The organism is Acinetobacter indicus CIP 110367, from assembly GCF_000488255.1.
Taxonomy (GTDB): Bacteria; Pseudomonadota; Gammaproteobacteria; order Pseudomonadales; family Moraxellaceae; genus Acinetobacter; species Acinetobacter indicus.
Genome location: NZ_KI530754.1, coordinates 476,147 through 492,739 on the forward strand (window position 1 = coordinate 476,147; position 16,593 = coordinate 492,739).

Genomic DNA, 16,593 nt, shown 5'->3' on the forward strand with positions numbered 1-16,593 from the left:
AGTATTCACTATTCATAAGTATGCTTCAATTTTGTGACAATTTCATAAAAAAAGCCCACTGCTGTGGGCTTTTTTTCAATTTTACAACTCAAGGAATCTCGCTGTAACGCATGTATTTACGGATCATGCGTTTACGTGGTTCCAGACCACGGCCGGAACGGTTGTCCTGATAATATTTTGGATTCGGCAAAATCGCAGCCAGAAAAATCGCTTCTTCACGACTAAGGCTGCGTGAAGACTTGCCAAAATAATGCTGGGTCGCGGCTTCAATGCCGTAAATGTTGTCGCCAAACTCTACCGAGTTTAAATACACTTCCAGAATCCGCTGCTTGCTCCACATGCGTTCCATCATCCAAGTGGCAATCGCTTCCTGGCCTTTGCGTAAAAATGAACGCTGGTTAAATAAAAACAGGTTTTTCGCCAGTTGCTGTGAAATGGTTGAGCCACCAGCCACCACCTGTCCCTGATCTTTATTGCGTTCCAGCGCATGCTGAATACCTTCCCAGTCAAAGCCATAGTGCTGCATAAACTTGCCATCTTCGGCAGCCACCACGGCTTTTTTCAGATATTCACTGATCTGGTCATAGTCACGCCATTCATGCCGGATGGGCTGGGAAGTATCTGACCAGTAGTCCAGACGCATCATCATGGTACTTTGTACTGGCTGGGTTCGCCACCAAGCCAGACTCGAGAAAATCCACAACTGGATCAATAAAAACAGACTGACAAGAATTAATAAGGTACGGACAATAAAAGCTTTCATGTCAGCTTGGGGCTCCTGAGGCGTGAATTTTTCGTGTTAAGCTTATAACGAAATAAATCATCATTGTATAAAAATAGCATGTCTGAATATTCACCGCCGCTGATTCACCGTAAACCCGAAACGCATTTATGGTGGCTGACGGCCCTGTTGATTGCCCTCAATATTGGTGTATTTGCCTGGCAAATCCTGACCGGTGTCGATGCCAGCCAGCCCAGCACCCGAGATGCGATTCTCTGGGGCGCCGACTATGCTCCCCTGACCTTTCTCGAACAGCCGCAGCGTCTGTTCAGCAGCATGTTTTTCCATTTTGGCATGATTCACCTGATGCTGAATATGTGGGCCCTGTATATTTTTGGCAGCGTGGCCGAACAGCTTTTTGGCCGGCCGTATTTTTTAGGTTTATACATATTGGCCGGACTGATGGGCAGCCTGCTCAGTGGCTATTTACAGATTCAGGATTCCTTACAGATTCTCGCGCATGGCCTGACCAGCCCGGATTTACTGCCAAGTGTGAGCGCCGGTGCATCCGGTGCGGTGATGGGTTTGGGTGCGTCCCTGACGGTTTTATCATTATTGCCACGTCTGCCAAAACAGCGTTTTCTGCTGGATAAAAAAACCTTATTGCTGGTAATGGGCCTAAACCTGTTTATGGGCTTTATGATTAGCGGAATTAACAATGCCGCACATATTGGCGGCATGGTGATGGGTGCAGCCTTGGCAGCACTTTGGTACATCGGCCAGAAGCTGCACAAGTCAGCGCTGTTTTCACTGCTGGCGCTGACCGGCGCCGCCATCATCAGCTGGCTGTTTTATCAGTACTGTCTGCAACAGGTACAGATGCTTGCCCCGCTGTGGCAGGAAATTCTACAGATGATGCGCCAGCAATTGCAGCTGTAACGCATACCCCACCATTTTAATGCAGAGATGAAACTTATTGATTCATCTCTCGCAGACTTTGCAAAGGCGGAATATCAGATAAATAACTAAGCCGATAACGGCCAATTAAAGCACACAATAAAGTCATTACAACCGGCAAGATTAGCCAGATTTCCCAATGTGGCTGAATTGCCAGTTCCATCCGGTAACTGGCAATCGCACTAATCACCTCGGCAAACAGACAGGCCACCACTCCGGCAATTCCGCCAATCAGGCCAATTTCCAGACTCATCATCCGTTTTAATTTCTGCTTGGAACTACCAAAAGAACGCAGCAAGGCCACTTCACGTTTCCGCTCATCCATCAGCAGGTTTAAACAGGCAATCAGCACCAGAATCCCGGACACGGCCACCAACACTGCCAGAATGGTAATAATCTGTACCAACACATTCACAATCCGTTTAATCTCTTCCAGAATCAGACTGACATCAATAAATACGGTATTGGAAAACTGCTGGATCAGCTGCACCAGTGCCGGCCGGTCCTGCTCCGGCACATAGAAACTGCCCAGATAGCTGCCGGCATTTTCATCCATGGTTTGCGGTGAAAAAATAAAGAAGAAATTCGGGCTAAAGCTTTCCCATTCCACGCTGCGCAGATTGATGACTTTGGCCTGCAACAAGCCTTCCGGCAAACTAAAGGTCAGCGTATCGCCAATCTCAATGCCCAGCTCTTGCGCAGTATTGGCTTCAACCGAGACCTGCCCGACCTGACTAAACTGTTCCTGTCCGGCCACAATCAGGTTGTCGGCCGGAAAGCGTTCGGCCTGGGTCAGGTTTAATTCACGTCGGAGCGAATTATTGTGCTGGATTAGCGCTTCAGCAAAGGGCTGATCATTTTTCGCTACCAGCCGCCCGCGCACATTTGGGTACAGCGGCGTACTGTGCCAGCCCAGCTGTTCAAGCTGAGTCTGAAACTCCGGCATATCAAACGGTGGTAAACCATAAACAAACTGGTTCGGCGTGCCTTCCGGCAATTGCTGCTGCCAGCGATCCAGCAGATCGGTACGTAATACTGCCAGCACGGTAATCAGGCTAAGGCCCAGCGCCAGTGCGGTAATCTGAAATGCAGTCTGATACGGCGTGCGCACATAGGCCGAGATGCCGCTTTTTAAATTGCGGATCAGTTTCAGGAAGCTCCAGACTACGGCATAGAGTACGCTGCACAGCAGGATGATGGCGCCCATGACCCATAGCGTTAGTACGATATTTTCAGTCAGCACCACACTAAACAGCATCAGGCTAAGTGTGCCGGTCAGCAGCATCCACAACATCGACTGAACCGATTTTTCCTGCTGGCGAATCACCCGGATTGGTGGGGTATTGAGCAGCTGCCACAGACTTGGCAAAATAAAGCCCAGCAGTACCACGGCACTGGTCAGCATGGCAATCGGGAGTGGCCCCAGCAGCATCTCGACAGCGGAAAACTGCAATTGCAAATGCGGAATCAGCTGTAACATCAATTGCAACAGCCCATAGCCTAGCGTAATGCCGACCGCACTACCGAGCAGCATCGCCAGTAACAGCACCACCGCCAACAAGGTCAGATAAGCGCCCAGAATCTGCTTCTTGGTCGCGCCAATGCAACGCATTAAAGCAATATGATCCTGATTCTGCTGCACATAGCGCTGGCTGGTTAGGGCAATGGCAATGCCACACAGTAAAATGGTGAGAATATTGGCCAGCTGTAAAAAGGTATCCAGATTGGCAATTGGACGCATCAAGCGGGTATTGCCTTCACTGGCATTGCGTAGGCGCAGCCCATCTGGTTCGCTAATATTCTGCCCATCGACTTCCTGAGTCTTAGGCAAGCTCTCCTGATACTGTTTAAAATCCTGCTCGAACTGGCGGGTATGCTGGGGTGTACCAGCCATCAGCAAGCGGTAATTAATCCGGCTGCCGACCTGAATGGCATTGGTACGCGCCACATCTTGCTGGGCAATGATCACCGTCGGTGAAAAACCGCTAAAGCCCAGTTCCTGATTGGAATCATGCTCGATGCTGGCCGTGACCTGAAAGGCGCCATCGGCAATATTTAAGGTATCGCCCACCTGAATTTTCAGCAGCTCCATCGCGCGCTGGCTAACCCAGACCTCGCCCGGTTGAATGGCAGCAGCAGGTTGGGGCGCAACCCGCAGCTCACCGCGTAACGGGAAGGCCTGATCAATGGCTTTGACATTCACCATCACAAATTCATCGCCGGTATGTGCCATCGAGCTAAACACCGTAACATGTGACTGCTTTAGCGCCAATTCATCGGCCGCCGCTTCCCAGCGCGGTGCAATCGGTTTATTGTCGGACAGCACCAGATCACCGGCCAGCATTTCTGCCGCCTGCAAAGCCACCGCATTTTGAATCTGCTCATTGCTGAATTTCAGCGCGGTTGTGGCACTAATTGCCAGAATTAGCGCAATCAGTAACAGATAAACGCCGGTACTTTTAAAACTTTGGGTCAGTAAAGGACGAAATAGCGGGTTCATCTCATCCTCCTGCCGGGTGTTCCAGCAGCTGTCCCTGACTGAGTTCAAAATGGCGCTGACATTGCTGCGCCAGTTTCGGGTCATGCGTCACCAGTACCAGGGTAGTGCCCAGTTCACGGTTCAGTTGAAATAACAGCTGTTCAATTTCTTTGGCGGTTTCACCATCTAAATTCCCGGTCGGTTCATCGGCAAAAATGATTTTAGGCTCACTGATTAAAGCTCGGGCAATCGCCACCCGCTGCTGCTCACCACCCGACAGGACTTTCGGGGTCTGCTCTGCCTGCCGTTCCAGTCCGACTTTTTTCAGTAAATTACGCGCCTTGTGTTCGGCCTCGGCAAATTTAAAATTCGGTTGCAAGCGTAGTGGCAGCATGACATTTTCCAGTGCGGTTAAATGCGGCAATAACTGAAACGACTGGAATACAAAACCAATATATTTCAGCCGCACCAGCGCACGCTGTTCTTCATTCAGCTCCTGAATTGATTCACCACAGACCGTTAACTGCCCGGCACTGGCCTGATCCAAGGTCGCCAGAATCCCCAACAGCGTCGATTTGCCTGAACCAGAACGGCCGGTAATCGCCACCTGTTCCCCGGCCTGAATCTCCAGATTTAAATTTTCAAAAATCGTCAGTGTTTTTTGTGCAAGTTGTATCTTTTGTGTCAATTGTTGGGCAAAAATAATGCTTTGTGGCATGATGGCGGTATCTGTAGTGAATTGAGTCATAGTATCCTTAAATGCACATTCGCAATTTCAAAATGAGTTGTTTTGCTTATTTCGCTGTGGCGGGGCTTGCCTTCATGCCCATGCTGGTGTCTGCCAAAACCATCATGATTCTGGGTGACAGCTTAAGTGCCGGTTACGGTTTGCAACCACAACAAGGCTGGGTCCATCTGTTACAAAAACGTTTAGAGCAACAGTATCCGAAACAGCATAAAGTGGTCAATGCAAGTGTGAGTGGCGAAACCACCAGCGGCGCGCTGGCACGTTTGCCCAAATTACTGCAAACGCATAAGCCGCATGTGGTGGTAATTGAACTGGGCGGTAATGATGGCTTGCGTGGTCAGCCACCGCAGCTGATTCAAAATAATCTGGCGCGGCTGATTCAGCACAGCCAACAGGCCAAAGCCAAGGTGATTGTATTTGGCATGAAAATGCCACCCAATTATGGCAGCGCCTACAGCAAGGCATTTGAAAATAACTACAAAGTGGTGAGTCAGCGTTATCAGGTCAAATTACTGCCCTTCTTCTTAGACGGTGTCGCCGGTAAAAATACCCTGATGCAAAAAGATCTGATCCATCCGACGGCTGCAGCCCAGCCCATTTTGCTAAAAAATGCCTATCCCTTAATTCAGGCAGCGTTAAAATAAAGCCGATTCAATGCTGAGATGGTTTTAATATCCAGATTTCAGCGATAAAAAAAGCGGGACATCAATGCCCGCTTTTTAATTATTTTTAGAATCAATTAAAAATCAAAGAAAGTTACTTCACCGGTTTCTAATGAATATTCTGCACCTACGACTTTCAGCTGACCCTGCTCAATCAGGTTTTCTAACACTGCAGAACCATGACGTAGCTGATTAACTGAGGCAAACACATTGGAACGAACCGCATGTTTCGACAGCTTGGCCAAATCATTTTTCAGCTCAGTCTGCAGCAGCGTTTCTACGGACGGGCGAACACGGTTCACAATTGACATCAGATTGGCGGATGGCGGACAGTCCGGGCACATCAAGGTATCAATGGTGGCCTGAATCGCGCCACAGTGGCTATGGCCCAAGACCACAACCACGGCGCAGTCATAACGCTCTGCCGCAAATTCAACACTGCCGACCTGAGATGGCGCAACAATATTCCCTGCCACACGAATCACAAACAGATCGCCGAGTCCCTGATCAAAAACCATTTCTGCAGGTACACGTGAATCAGAACAACCGAGCACAATCGCAAAAGGATTCTGGTCTTCGGCCATCTCTGCACGTTGATGGTGAGTTAGTTGTTTCGGATGATTGGTATTGCCCGAAACAAAACGTTGGTTTCCTTGTTTAAGACGTTCTAAAGTCTCTTGAGCTGTGAGCATTCTTGTTACCACCAGTTTTTGAATTTTCAGCATTTTAATCCTCTGCCGGGGCAAAGTCACTTGCAAAAAAATAGCTGATCAATTTTTATAAGATAAATTTTTTCAAATTTTCCCAAAGTAATTGCGATTTACATCACACTTCAAAAGCAGCACACCAACCCGATCAAAAAACAGCTAGGTGACATTTTCTGCAAAGCCCTTACAATAACCAGAAACAGCATTTTCAATTCGACTTAAGGCGAAAATTTACACAATTCAAACAAGCCAAGCCGACGCCTATTTAAAAAATATTCTTGGGGATATCGTCAATGAAGCAGGATTCTTCGCGATTTTTGTCTTGGCCACGACTGGCAGTCCTGGCACTGGCACTGTCTGCACCTCTGCTCAGCTCTGCCGCCAAACTCTCGCCTGAACAGCAAGTGGTGCAGCATTATTATCAGACTGAACGCCAGGCGGCGGGTCTGGTCTCGAAAAGCTTGAAAATTAGCAATATTACCTGGCGCTATAATGAAGGCGGCGATATTAATCGGCCAACCATTTTGCTGTTACATGGCTTTGCCGGACACCGCGACAACTGGAACCGGGTGGCCAAATTTCTCACCCCGTCCTATCATGTGATTATCCCCGATTTACCCAATACCGGTGAAACCCAGAGTTCGGGCAATTTCGACCTGTCTGTACCAAGCATGAGCGCACAATTGCGTCAGCTGGTAGAAACCTTGAATATTGCCGACAAGCTGAATATTGCCGGGCACTCATTGGGTGGCTCTGTGGCAACGGTCTATGCAGCCCAATATCCGTTTGATACCCAAAGCCTGTTCCTGCTGAACAGTGCCGGTATTTATAAACACTCCAATACGCCTTATACCAAAGATCCGCTGTTACTGAAAAATCTGGTGGTCACCGCGCCGGGCGATTTAGACCATATTGCGCATCAGCTGATGCAAAACCCGCCGAAAGTACCAGAGCAGTTTAAATCTGCTCAAGAAAAACTGTTAATTTCACGGGCCAGTCAATCCTTAAAATTTATTGATCAGATGGTGACCCTAAACCGGATTTACACCCCGGACAGCTTTGCCCGCCTCACCCGCAATATTGAAGCACCGACCCTGATTCTCTGGGGCAAGCACGATAAAATTATTAATGTTGAAGTCGCCAAAGAATTACAGGGTCTGTTTAAACGCGCGGAAACCCCGGTCATTTTAAATAATGTCGGTCATGTGCCAATGCTGGAAGCCGAACAGCAGGTGGTACAACATTATTTACCCTTCCTGGCCAAAACACAGAACCTAAAAAACCCGCTAGCTGATAAACTGATTCCTTTAAACTAAGTTCCAGAGATTGTATGCAGCAAAACCCGATGCTTGAGCAGTTGATTGAAGCTCATCTTGACTTTTTAGCACATGAGTTTTCTCAGCCTGAAACCGTACAGCAGGAATTTCTGCATTTTTATCACTGGTTCCGCAAGCAGCATCTGAAAGATCTCTGGAGCTGCGAACAGCTGAATGCCCTGCTGCAAAAACAGATTCTAGACACGCCGGCCAGCGCCTTTCTGATTGAACAGATTGCAGAACACATCCGCTTTGCCCTAGTGCATCCGGTGAATGACAGCGCCAAAATTGCCGATGTCATTCCGGTACTGACCATTGATAAAATTGCCCAGTATGTGGCCAGCAAAAGTGGTCATCGTCAGCGTCTGATTAAAACCGTAGTAAGCAATCCGGCCTTTTCTGCAATGATCAGCCAGTTAATCCAGCACTCGATTCAGGATTATCTGGACAATTCACTGATTGCCAAAAGCGTGCCTGGTGTATCGCGTTTTATGAAAATGGGTAAATCGGTACTGGAAACAGTGACCGATTCCAGTTTAGACAGTGCAGTCAGCGCCTATTTGCAAAAGAATATCTTAAAGCTTAGCCAGATGAGTGAATCGGTCCTGAACCAGCATTTTGATGATGACAAGCTCTATCATCTGCAGGCCAATATCTGGCACAAGATTAAAGACCTGCCTTTGTCGGTCTTAAAAAACTATATTGAAGTACAGGATCTGCCACAGACTGTGGCGCTGGGTCATGAAATCTGGGACTTTATGCGCCAGAGTGATTATTTAAAACAGCAGCTACATGATGGGGTACACGCCTGGTATGTCCGTAATCAGGAACGCACTTTTGACCTGTTATTGCGTGATCTGAATATTGATGAAGCCCTGATTCAGCAAGAATTACAGCAGCTGTTAAACCCCGTGATTCAGCAGATGCTGTCGCAGCAGTATTTACGGGAACGTGCGCGGCTCTATCTAGAAAAGTTTTATTATTCCGAGCCGGCACAGAAAATTCTGGACACCCGTACCTAAGCCTCAAAAAAAGCCGCAATTGCGGCTTTTTCTTGCTTGATCATTGAAACGTAATGTTTAGCCGTTGATGATTAGAACTTGGCCATCAGGCTAATGCCATAACGGCGGCCATCTAAAAGCTGATCACCATCACGGTCTTCAGCTTTTTCATCCAGCAGGTTATACACGCCAAATTTACCACTGATATTTGGGGTAAATTTATAGTTCAGACCCACATCTAAAAACTCATAACCCGGATTTGGCTGGGCAACAGAAGTCCGGCTTAAATAGGCAGATGTTTCTGAACGATAATGCAAGCGTGACCAGATATTCAAGGCATCATTAATTTCATGATCGACCGTAATATTCAGCATATGCTCCGGCATCTGGTTTACAGGCTGGCCTTTGAACTCACCTGTCTTAAATTCGGAATCGGTAAAGGTATAGTTGGCCATGAGCGTGGTGTAATCACTCAAGCTGGCTTCCAGAGTCGCTTCCACACCTTTTAACTCGGCTTCATCGACATTAATCCGTTCACTGATGAAATAAAACGGTGTATCGCCTTCAAAACATTTCCACTCCTGCCAGTTATCCCGGTTGGTCGAGCTGCCATCGGTATCGGTTTCGCAGGCACGCACTTCGGTAATCCGGTCTTTATACTGAGTGACATAAGCGGTTAAGGACGCCTTGACCCTGTCATTTTGCCAGTTCACGCCCAGCTCTGAAGACAGACTCGATTCCGGGTCTAGGTCCGGATTGGCGCGAATAATGCCGCGTCCGGTGGCTAACGGTGAACCACCACCGCCGGTGACGCTATAAAAGCCTTCCGTGGCAGCACGAATATCCGGCTGTTTATAACCGGTTGACACCCCACCTTTCACGGTCCATTGGTCATTCAGGCTATACACGCCATATAAGCGCGGCGAAACATGACCACTGTAGTTTTCGTCATGGTCATAGCGCAGCCCGGCGGTTAAATCGAAACGGTCACTCAAATGCCAGGTATCTTCCAGAAAAGCCGCGGCCGACCAGCGGGTTAATTCACTAAACTCCGGCGCATTCGGATTACGGTTGGTGGCCTTATCGGTGAGTTTCTCATCTTTATAATGCGCACCAAAAGACAGTGTATGATTGCCCAGCAACCAGTTCCACTGGTTATTAAAGGTCCAGGTATCCAGTTCAATGCCTTTGGTGCCCAACTGGGTATTACCACGATCGGGGTTTTTAGAATTTTCATACTGCAGATAGGTGGTACTATCAAGCTGATCGCTATAACGGCCATGATGGGTTAAGGCATAAACATGACGATAATTACGTGAACTGGAATCGGCGGCATTGTTGGCCGGTGCAACCGTTTTACCCACCGTGGTTTCCGATTCCTGCTGGACAAAATTGGCTTCCAGTTGCAGATCATGATTGTCATTGAGTATATAACTCAAGCGGCTATTCAGGCTTTCCCGTTCAGTCCCGCGAAAACCGCCAACATAGGCATCTTCTTCACGTTTTTGCTTATTCAGCGATAGCTGCAAGCCGAGTTTGTTCTCTAGTAATGGACCCGCCAGATAGACCGAGCCATTTTGAATATCGCCTGCATTGCCCTGATCTTGAATGACACTGCCCAGCTCGACACTGCCCGACCAGCGGTCACTGACTTTCTTGGTAATAATATTCACCACCCCACCCATGGCATCGCTGCCATACAAGGTAGAGGCTGGCCCACGAATAATTTCAATCCGCTCAATCGCGGAGACCGGCGGCAAAATATTTTTCTCAAAACCGGCATCATCGCCATTCGGGTTAACATCACGGCCGTATTGACGTTTGCCATCGACCAGAAACAAGGTGTAATTCGAGCTCATACCGCGAATGCTGATGGTTTGTGCCGAGCCAGAACCGGACACCACCACGCCGGGAGTATGTCTAAGTACATCTGTAATATCATTATATTCACGCTTTTCCAGCTCTTCCCGATCAATCACGGTAATGGACGCCGGCGCCTTGGACAGGTCCTGTTCATAGCCGGTAGCGGTTACCACAATGGTATTTAACTGGGTCGCATCTGCAGTGCTATTGTCTGGATTTGCTTGAGCAAGGCTGCTCATCACGGCAAGGACCGCAAAAGATAATGCTGACTGGTTCAGAGTTTTATTCATCAGGTTATCCCAATTTAATTAAGGAGAAATTCTGTGTATTTCGTTGCACATTGTAACAATCTTGACTGATAATTCAATTAATACTGATAATTATTATTATTATTATATTATATTATTTAAGACAGTAAAAAGCCTCCACGATGGGAGGCTCATTTGCTGAAGTGAAACTTATTTATTATTTAAAATAAGCACCTTCGGCCTGGCTGTGGTCAGTCTGGTCTACCACACGCATTAATTCAGGCACATGCTGTTTTAATGTGGTTTCCACACCCTGTTTCAGCGTGACATCAATCGCTGAACAGCCCTGACAACCGCCACCGAATTTCAGGATCGCGGTTAAACCATGTTCCGGATCTTCAACCACTTCCACCAAGGCACAGTTACCGCCGTGACCGGCAAGGCCCGGGTTAATTTCAGACTGTAATACGTAAGTAATACGCTCTTCGATTGAGGCATCCGGACCCACGCGTGGCACTTTCGAGTTAGGCGCACGGAAGGTCAGCTGACCACCAAAACGGTCTTTGTTGTAATCAATAACCGCATCCAGTAAATATGGAATAGACGGGGTGTCGATATAGGCCGGAAAATCCGGATAATCCTGCTTATAATCTGTTGGTACGACTTCTTCTGGCGCACTATAAGCCATACAACACTCAGCACGCGGCGTTCCAGGATTCTCAACAAAAACACGCACACCAATCCCCGGTGTATTTTGCTTTGCCAATAAATCTTTTAAATACTCTTGAGCATTTGGGGTGATCAATAAGTTTGGAATCTCTTCTGCAACTGCAGTGCTGTGGTTCTCAGTCGACATAACAATATTTCCTCATGCTGAAGTTGCCATTTTAACTGAAGATGCGGGGGAATTAAAAAAATTCAACTAAAATTGTCGGAATTATCCTATGAAAGTTCTGTTTCATTTGTTTTTTAATGGCATTATGATCAGGAAACCCGAAAAGAAGAACATCTGTTTATGTTAGATTTACCGTTTAATCATACTGTTACGCTGATTGTGATTACAGCGATTATCTCCTTTATTGCTTTTTCCAAAGAAAAAGTCATGAACCGGCTGATTTTCTGGCCACCGGCCTTGGAACGAGGTCAATATGACCGCTTCATTACCCACGGTTTTGTCCATGCCGATGGTACCCACTTGCTGTTTAATATGATTACCCTGTTTTTCTTCGGCAGCATTATTGAAAGTTTTTACCGTCAGTATCTATATGATCTGGGCTTTGTACTGTTTTATTTAGGCGGTCTGATTGCTGCAATTTTACCGAGTTATCTAAAACACAAAAATGATCATCGCTGGGCCAGTCTAGGCGCTTCCGGTGCGGTGTCTGCGGTGCTGTTTGCCTATATCCTGTTTGAACCGTGGAAACTGATTTTTGTGTTCTTTATTCCGGTTCCGGCTATTATTTTTGCAGTGCTGTATGTAGCCTATAGCATCTGGTCGGGTAAACGTGGCAATTCCAATATTAACCATAGTGCGCATTTGTGGGGAGCAGCCTATGGGGTGATTATCACCATCATGATTGAGCCGCGTTTAATTGCGCATTTCCTGAATAAACTTAGCCAACTTCCGTTCTAAATTTAAGCAATTTGAAGCGCCTGCGGTATATTTTGACAATTCATGACTACAAATTAATACAGTATGCCGCAGCGGTTGGTGTCTAAAATAACTCGAATAATAACGAAGATAGAAGATGAGAGATGAAAAAGTTATTTCTGATTGCCGGCTGTTTACTCAGCTTAAGTGCCTGTGCCGTCCATACCCCAGAAGGCCGTTTGGTGATTGATCCTGACTCACGTATTTATGGCCATCCGGGAGATTTCTGCCCACCAGGTCAGGCCAAAAAAGGCCGCTGCTAAGCCCATTTGCCCATTTAGCCTCCAGAATGGAGGCTTTTTACTGCGCCCTCATAAACTGCAATTTCATTGGATAATTCATACAATTTTGGTAGTTAATGCCACCCCATCTCGCAATTTGGCATAGATAATGTATACATCTGTATATTAATTTGCTTTCAAGCTGCGAGTTTTTGCATGTCCACATTAGACGGCCTACAATTTCCACATTTCGAAAACCAGAAACCCAGTACTTCACGCACAGGACGTGCGATTATTGCCGAGGCACTGGCCGGTGTTGCACCGCAACTGTCCCAGCAAACCCTGTCTGAAAAGGACTGGCGCAAACAGTATCCCAAATATTTTAAGGCGCTGGTCGAATACGGCATTCAGACCTGCCAGAACCCGATTCAGATTGCTGAACAGGGCCTGAATAAAGCGCATGGCAGTTTCGAGTTTTATCGACATGGTCAAAAACATTTACTGAAAGATGTGATGAGCCTCGATGCCCAGCCTTTGCACACAGTTAAAATTCAGGGCCAAAGCACGGCGGCGCCGGAATGGTATGTGCCGTATCAGGGACAGAAACTGCAAGGTCAGACACTGCTTGAGCAAATCCAGCGCTGGGAAGATGGCGGGATTATTGAACACAGTCATGCTCAAGCTTTACGTGCAGCAGTCGCTCATCCGGAATGGTTCGATTTATCAGACCGTACCATGGTGCTGTTTGGTGCTGCTTCTGAAGCTGGCCCCCTGACCTGGCTATCGAAATGGAAAGCCAATATTGTCGCGGTCGATTTACCCAATGCCCGGGTCTGGAACAAAATTCTAGAAACCGTGCAACAGGGTAATGCCACCCTGTATGCACCAGCGACTGAAGCGGTAGATGAAAACAGCACGACTGAGCTATTAAAAGAGCAGCTTGGCGCCAATTTACTGACTCAAACTCCTGAAATTGCCCAGTGGCTAACCCAGTTTGAACAGCAGCTGGATTTGGCTGCCATTGCCTATTTAGATGGTGAAAAACACGTGCGTGTGGTCATGGCGATGGATGCGATTATGCAGGCCGTCAGCGCGCAAAAAGCCGAGACCAGCCTGATGTTTATGTGCACCCCAACTGATGTCTATGCAGTGCCTGCCGATGTGATTCAGGCCTCAAAAGACAAGTATCAGCAACGCTCGAAAGCCCAGCAACTGCTGACCCGTGGGGTTTCAACGGTCACGGCGCAACATTTCTTCCAGAAAAACCTGCATGATCTGGTGCATTCAGACAATGGACAGGATTACGGGATTGCCGACTGTCTGGTGGTGGAACAAGGACCGAACTATGCGCTGGCCAAACGGATTCAGCAATGGCGCGCCACCCTCGCCCGTCATCAGGGACAGCGTGTCAGCATTAATATTGCACCATCAACCACGACCTATTCGGTGACTAAAAATCCGTTATTAAAAGCGGCATTTAATGGTGCCAGCCTGTTTGATGTAGAAGCTTTTGCGCCAGAAACCACCAATGCGATTATGGCCGCGCTCTGGATTCATGACCTGCGTAATCCACAGTCGGGGGCCAATCCGGAAGTGACTCTGAACCATCCTTTAGAGTTGATGATGGAAGGGGCCAACCATGGCGGTTTATGGCGTGTCGCATATTTGGCCCGTACTGCCCTGCCTTTTGCAGCCTTATATGGTTTTGCTACCGAGAAGCTGCCTAAAGGCTTACTGGCCAAGTTAAAGAAATAAGAGATTTTAATCTCTCTTCGATCGTTCCCTCTCTCTTGTGTAGCGGTGCTACGTATCCAAAACGGAGAGGGAGATTTTTTTAGAGACCTGCTGTCTACCTGAAAGATAAAAGAGTGGATAGGTTCATTAAAGAAAGAGAAGCTTTGATATTGCTTAGGCTATTTCCTTAACCCCAGCCCTCACCCCTTGAGAGAATGCATTGTAGATTTGCTGTCTATCTAAAAAATAAAGGACGTCACGACTTAGCATTTGGATCATCTGTTTCATCTACAGATATAAAAAAACGCTGCCCAGGCAGCGTTTTTTATTGCGGATGAACCGGCTTAGAATACTTTCAGGAATAACCAGAACAGGCCACCCGATAAACAGATGGTTGCAGGCAAGGTGAAAATCCACGCCGATAGAATGGTTTTAACCATCTGGAAATTCAGGCCAGATTTATTCGCCACCATGGTCCCGGCCACCGCACTGTTCAAGACATGCGTGGTCGATACCGGCATACCAAAGCCATCTGCTGCGGCAATGGTCGACATCGCCACCAGCTCGGCTGACATGCCCTGACCATAAGTCATGTGCTGTTTACCAATCCGTTCACCCACGGTGACCACAATACGCTTCCAGCCGACCATGGTCCCTAAGCCCAGTGCCAGTGCCACCGCAACTTTAACCCAAGTTGGAATATATTGCAGGAAGGAATCGAGATGGTCACGGTAATCATCGACCACTTTTTCCTGTTCCTTGCTCATGGCAGGTAAAGCTTCCGCTTTATCCAGACGCTTGAATGACGTGGTGCTGAGGTACATATCATTACGCAATGCTGCCACTTCTGCTTCCGGAATATTTTTCAAATCGCCGTATTGACCCACACGCTCACCTAAATGATCAGTCAAACTGGCCAAAGCCGGTACCACTTCCGGGGTGATTTCCTTGGTCTGGATGTACTTGGTGATTACTTCACGCGCCTGTGCATCCGGAATATCGGTATAGTTAGCATAAATTGCAGACGCAGTTTGTGTCGACAATTGCTGGAAAGACTGAATATGCTGGTTGTCCAGTTCCTTATTCAAGGAATAGGCCAATGGCACAATCCCAATCAGAATCAGCATGATTAAGCCCATGCCTTTTTGACCGTCATTAGAACCGTGGGCAAAGCTCACCCCAGTACAGGTAAAGATCAGGATGGCACGGATTAATGGCGGTGGTGGTTTGTTGCCTTCAGGCGGCTGGAACAGTTCCAGCTGACGTTTGAAAATCTTTTTCACCAGCAGGAACAGTACGGCAGCAAAGGCAAAACCAATTAATGGCGAGAACAGTAAAGCCTTACCGACTTTCATCACCTGTTCCATATCCACGCCGGATGCACCAGCGCCCGCATTGAGGATGTAGTTCATAATCCCCACACCCAGAATGGAACCAATTAAGGTATGCGAACTTGAAGCCGGAATACCGAGGAACCAGGTGCCTAAATTCCAGAGAATGGCCGCAATCAGCATGGCAAAAACCATGGCAAAACCTGCGCCTGAGCCGACATTCATGATCAGCTCGACCGGTAGTAAGGCAATAATACCGTAGGCTACGGCACCACTGGCGACCATCACCCCAAGGAAGTTACAGAAACCGGCCCACATTACCGCAACCGGTGCAGACAAGGCATTGGTATAAATGACTGTAGCGACCGCGTTGGCGGTGTCATGGAAACCGTTAACAAATTCAAAGCCCAGCGCAATAAATAATGCGGTGGCCAGCAGAATCACCGAATACAGGCTAAGCGCCGGAACATGCGATAAATCTGCCGATAACTGAAAGCCAATATAAATAAGCGTTGAAATAATAAGCGTTAGAAACACCGGCATAAAAAATTTCGGTGTTGGCACATGAACATTGGTCGACTTTTTCGGAGTCGACTGGTGTGCTGAATCTAGGGGAATTTGATTAGAATTCATGCAAGCAGGAAAAGAGGATACAAAATCCCCTTATTGTTCAGTTAAATTGTGACAATTATATGACAAAAGCAGGTTAAATAAAGTAATTTTTCTACTTTATTTGCCACAATTTCCTGATAATTTTATAGACAAAAAATCAAACTATTTAAAATAAATCAAAAACTTATAAACCACCATCTCATCTTCATCCGGTTTTCTGTCGCTGCTGTCATCTTTCATGAGCCTGAAATATTACAAGTACAGCAAAACCCGGCCCATTTTTAGACTCTCTCATACTGCCATAGCTATATGACAATTTTATGAATCCTTACAATGATTTAT

General features: G+C 47.3%; 14 protein-coding genes. 7 read left to right on the top strand and 7 right to left on the bottom strand.

The genetic code is table 11. From position 1 onward, the window contains the following. Nucleotides 1–88: 88 nt before the first annotated feature. Nucleotides 89–763, bottom strand: coding sequence for a monofunctional biosynthetic peptidoglycan transglycosylase (gene mtgA / locus P253_RS07020; protein WP_016659288.1), 675 nt, complete (start codon nucleotides 761–763; stop codon nucleotides 89–91). 78 nt (nucleotides 764–841) lie between these two features. Between mtgA and P253_RS07025 the strand changes: the two genes are divergently transcribed. Then, entirely contained in the window at nucleotides 842–1,660 is an 819-nt protein-coding gene (locus P253_RS07025; RefSeq protein ID WP_016659289.1) for a rhomboid family intramembrane serine protease, read from the top strand. Between the two features lie 34 nt (nucleotides 1,661–1,694). Here the strand turns inward: P253_RS07025 and P253_RS07030 are convergent, their stop codons facing one another. Both P253_RS07030 and P253_RS07035 read right to left on the bottom strand, forming a co-directional pair. After that, on the bottom strand, nucleotides 1,695–4,178 hold the full coding sequence (locus tag P253_RS07030) for an ABC transporter permease (RefSeq protein ID WP_016659290.1): 2,484 nt from the start codon (nucleotides 4,176–4,178) through the stop codon (nucleotides 1,695–1,697). Between the two features lies 1 nt (nucleotide 4,179). After that, on the bottom strand, nucleotides 4,180–4,905 hold the full coding sequence (locus P253_RS07035) for an ABC transporter ATP-binding protein (protein WP_016659291.1): 726 nt from the start codon (nucleotides 4,903–4,905) through the stop codon (nucleotides 4,180–4,182). Between the two features lie 32 nt (nucleotides 4,906–4,937). Here P253_RS07035 and P253_RS07040 point away from each other — a divergent pair, with 32 nt between their 5' ends. After that, nucleotides 4,938–5,549 (top strand): arylesterase, encoded by a 612-nt coding sequence (locus P253_RS07040; protein ID WP_016659292.1) that lies wholly within the window; start codon nucleotides 4,938–4,940, stop codon nucleotides 5,547–5,549. 95 nt (nucleotides 5,550–5,644) lie between these two features. On the opposite strand, the gene P253_RS07045 is transcribed toward P253_RS07040, so the two are convergent. After that, nucleotides 5,645–6,259 carry a carbonic anhydrase gene (locus tag P253_RS07045; protein WP_035363289.1) on the bottom strand — a complete coding sequence of 205 codons (615 nt, stop codon included), beginning with the start codon at nucleotides 6,257–6,259 and terminating at the stop codon, nucleotides 5,645–5,647. Between the two features lie 308 nt (nucleotides 6,260–6,567). Here P253_RS07045 and P253_RS07050 point away from each other — a divergent pair, with 308 nt between their 5' ends. Both P253_RS07050 and P253_RS07055 read left to right on the top strand, forming a co-directional pair. Beyond that, the gene (locus tag P253_RS07050) at nucleotides 6,568–7,590 is read left to right on the top strand and encodes an alpha/beta fold hydrolase (RefSeq protein WP_016659294.1); all 1,023 of its coding nucleotides are present in this window, start codon (nucleotides 6,568–6,570) and stop codon (nucleotides 7,588–7,590) included. Nucleotides 7,591–7,604: 14 nt separating this feature from the next. Continuing rightward, nucleotides 7,605–8,612, top strand: coding sequence for a hypothetical protein (locus P253_RS07055; RefSeq protein WP_016659295.1), 1,008 nt, complete (start codon nucleotides 7,605–7,607; stop codon nucleotides 8,610–8,612). A 71-nt stretch (nucleotides 8,613–8,683) separates the two neighbouring features. On the opposite strand, the gene P253_RS07060 is transcribed toward P253_RS07055, so the two are convergent. Together P253_RS07060 and nfuA are read right to left on the bottom strand one after the other, a co-directional pair. Further along, nucleotides 8,684–10,744: a TonB-dependent receptor domain-containing protein gene (locus P253_RS07060; protein WP_016659296.1), complete on the bottom strand. Its 2,061-nt coding sequence runs from the start codon at nucleotides 10,742–10,744 to the stop codon at nucleotides 8,684–8,686. A 175-nt stretch (nucleotides 10,745–10,919) separates the two neighbouring features. Beyond that, on the bottom strand, nucleotides 10,920–11,558 hold the full coding sequence (gene nfuA / locus P253_RS07065) for a Fe-S biogenesis protein NfuA (RefSeq protein WP_005179419.1): 639 nt from the start codon (nucleotides 11,556–11,558) through the stop codon (nucleotides 10,920–10,922). Between the two features lie 159 nt (nucleotides 11,559–11,717). Here nfuA and P253_RS07070 point away from each other — a divergent pair, with 159 nt between their 5' ends. From P253_RS07070 to P253_RS07080, 3 genes are all read left to right on the top strand, one after another. Further along, nucleotides 11,718–12,335, top strand: a complete 618-nt coding sequence (locus tag P253_RS07070) for a rhomboid family intramembrane serine protease (RefSeq protein WP_016659297.1) — start codon at nucleotides 11,718–11,720, stop codon at nucleotides 12,333–12,335. A 122-nt stretch (nucleotides 12,336–12,457) separates the two neighbouring features. Next, nucleotides 12,458–12,616 (top strand): putative periplasmic lipoprotein, encoded by a 159-nt coding sequence (locus P253_RS15760; RefSeq protein WP_005179424.1) that lies wholly within the window; start codon nucleotides 12,458–12,460, stop codon nucleotides 12,614–12,616. Between the two features lie 174 nt (nucleotides 12,617–12,790). Then, nucleotides 12,791–14,329, top strand: coding sequence for a hypothetical protein (locus P253_RS07080; protein ID WP_016659298.1), 1,539 nt, complete (start codon nucleotides 12,791–12,793; stop codon nucleotides 14,327–14,329). Nucleotides 14,330–14,652: 323 nt separating this feature from the next. On the opposite strand, the gene P253_RS07085 is transcribed toward P253_RS07080, so the two are convergent. Continuing rightward, the gene (locus P253_RS07085) at nucleotides 14,653–16,272 is read right to left on the bottom strand and encodes an inorganic phosphate transporter (protein WP_016659299.1); all 1,620 of its coding nucleotides are present in this window, start codon (nucleotides 16,270–16,272) and stop codon (nucleotides 14,653–14,655) included. Nucleotides 16,273–16,593 lie beyond the last annotated feature (321 nt).